Source organism: Mesorhizobium sp. M7A.T.Ca.US.000.02.2.1, from assembly GCF_003996995.1.
Classification (GTDB): Bacteria; Pseudomonadota; Alphaproteobacteria; order Rhizobiales; family Rhizobiaceae; genus Mesorhizobium.
Genome location: NZ_RZTT01000603.1, coordinates 1 through 2,707, shown reverse-complemented (window position 1 = coordinate 2,707; position 2,707 = coordinate 1). Strand labels below are relative to the sequence as shown.

Below are 2,707 nucleotides of genomic sequence, written 5' to 3'. Positions count from 1 at the left end.
ACGCCGGCGTGCTCATCCTCGATGAACCGACGGCGGCGCTCAACGCGGCCGATGTCGATGTGCTCAACCGCAACATCCGCCGGCTGCGCGATAAGGGAAAAGCCATCGTCTACATCTCGCATCGCATGGAGGAGATCTTCGAGCTGTGCGACACGGTGACGGTGCTGAAGGACGGCGCACTGGTCGGCACAAGAATGGTGTCCGAGATCACCACCGACGAACTCATCGCCATGATGGTCGGACGCGAACTCCAGGACCTTTTTCCCGATCGTACTGATAACAAAGGCGACGAGATCCTGCGCGTCGAGAACCTGAGGATCACCGAGACATCGCGGCCGCTGTCGCTGACATTGCACAAGGGCGAGATCGTCGCCCTGGCCGGCCTGGAGGGACAGGGCCAGCAGCGCTTCCTGAGATCGCTGATCGGCCGCTATCATCCCTCCGCCGGGACGATTTCCGTCAACGGCAAAGCGCTGAAAATGCCGCTCCCGCCATCATCAGGCGTTCGCCATTTGCAGCAGCTGAGGGTCGGCTTCGTTCCCGAGGACCGCAAGGAAGAGGGGCTCTTCCTCGCTTTGCCAATCGCCCACAACATCGCCATCGGATTGCATTCGAGGCGATCCGAACTCGCGGCGGCGCGGCCGTATCGAAACGTGATCGCCCGCATGATGGAGGTCATGAACATAAAGGCGGCAGGGCCGTCCGCGCCGGTCGGCTCCCTGTCCGGCGGCAACCAGCAAAAGGTTCTGCTCGGCCGCTACCTGGCCGCCGATCTCGATCTTCTGCTGGTCGAGGAGCCGACCCGCGGAGTCGACATCGGCGCCAAGTCCGAGATCTACCACCTGCTGCGCGACTTTACCGCCAAGGGCGGCGCCGTGCTGGTGCTGTCGCGTGAGACGATCGAGTTGATCGGGCTCTGCGATCGCATCTACGTCGTCCACGACGATACCATCGTTGCCGAAATGCCGGCAGCGCAGGCGACAGAACACAAGATCCTCGACGCGGCCCTGATGGGCGGTTCCACGCGCCAGCATTAGGGGCCTCCATGCATCGTTCGCTTTTCAACATCCTGAGTGGCCGGAACACGCGGCAAGGCCTGTGGGGCCTGCCGCTTCTGGTCGCCCTGTTCATTTCGCTGTGGCTGACCGTCGAGACGACGCAGTTCGCCACGGCCGAGAACCTCTTCAACCTGGTTGCCCAGGCGATGCCGCTGATCATCGCGGCGATCGGACAGCTCGTCGTCGTGCTCATCGGCGGGCTCGACCTGTCGGTCGGTTCGGTCATCAGCTTCACCACGGCGGTGCTGGCGCTCGACCAGCCGGCGATCGTGCTGATCCCGGCGGTCTTTCTGCTGGCGGCACTCATCGGGCTGATCAACGGCCTGGCGATCACCCGCTTCAACGTCCATCCGATCATCGCGACGCTGTCGACGCAGTACATCGTGCTCGGCATCACGCGCATCCTGCGTCCCGTCTCCGGCGGCACCGTGCCGGAGATCGTCATCGATGCCGTCTCGGGCAGTTTCCTCGGCATTCCCTATCCGGTTTTCTGGGGCATCGTCGTGATCCTGGCGGCGTGGAAACTGCTCTACGGATCCCGGTACGGGCTGCATCTGTTTGCGATCGGCGGCGGCATCGCGTCCGGCGCCGAAAGCGCTGCCCGCAATTTCGGCGTCTCTGACCGCCGCAACATTATCCTCGCCTATGTGCTCTGCTCCTGTTTCGCGGCCGCTGCCGGTGTCTTCCTGGCCGGGCGCATCGTGTCGGGCGATCCGAATGTCGGTCTGCTTTTCGAACTCGACACCGTCACCGCCGTGGCGCTCGGAGGCACCCAGCTCTCCGGCGGCATCGGCAGCCTGCACGGCACGGTGATCGGCGCGCTGGTCATGGCGCTGCTGGCTAACGGCATGAACCTCGCCAACGTCTCGCCCTTTGTTCAGACAGCGATCAAGGGCGGCATCCTGCTGGCGGTGGTCGGGTTGCAATCCCGCAAGAAAATGGGGCTCTGAGCGATGGCCGCCGTTCTCGCAAATCCGATCGCCCGGCGTCTGCTGCGCATCCCGCCGTCCTATTTTGTCTTCATCGTGCTGCTGGCGACGCTGTGGATCGCGCGGCCGAACATGCTCAACCTCAACATCATGGGTATCTTCGTCAGGCAGATCGTGCCGCTCGGCATCCTGGTGCTGGGGCAGCTCGTCGTCATGCGGGTGAAGTCGATCGACCTCTCTGGCGGCGGCATCATCCTGCTCATCAATTATTTCATCTCGTCGGGCACTTTCCCCGGCGCGTCGATGCCTTTCTTCGTCGTGCTGGCGCTCGCCACCGGCCTCGTCATCGGCCTGTTCAACGGCTTCATGATCGGCAACCGGCGGGTGTCGGCGGTCATCGTCACGCTGGCGGTCAGCATCATCCTGGTCGGGCTGGTGCAGTTCCTGTCGAGCGGCAATCCGCCCGGCGATGTGCCGAAGCTGTTCAACGACCTATACAACACGAAATTCCTGTCGGTTCCGACGCCGGTGCTGTTCTGGGTCCTGCTGACCGCTTCGGTGTGGCTGCTTCTGTCGCGGACCATCTTTGGCCGCTACGTCGCTTCGGTCGGGGAGAATGCCGAAGCCGCGCATTTTTCCGGCGTGCCGGTCCAGCGCACGGTCATCCTGGCGCATACGCTCGCCGGCCTGATAGCGGCGATCGCCGCCCTGGTGCAGACC

3 protein-coding genes are annotated in these 2,707 nt (G+C 63.6%); all 3 read left to right on the top strand.

Annotated elements, in window-relative coordinates:
- The coding region (locus tag EOD15_RS32310; RefSeq protein ID WP_148129752.1) for a sugar ABC transporter ATP-binding protein at positions 1 to 1,037 on the top strand (1,037 nt) is incomplete at its 5' end.
- A gap of 8 nt (positions 1,038 to 1,045) precedes the next feature.
- The gene (locus tag EOD15_RS32305) at positions 1,046 to 2,008 is read left to right on the top strand and encodes an ABC transporter permease (protein ID WP_127409208.1); all 963 of its coding nucleotides are present in this window, start codon (positions 1,046 to 1,048) and stop codon (positions 2,006 to 2,008) included.
- A gap of 3 nt (positions 2,009 to 2,011) precedes the next feature.
- Positions 2,012 to 2,707, top strand: a 696-nt coding sequence (locus EOD15_RS32300; protein ID WP_148129751.1) for an ABC transporter permease, incomplete at its 3' end; no start/stop codon positions are given.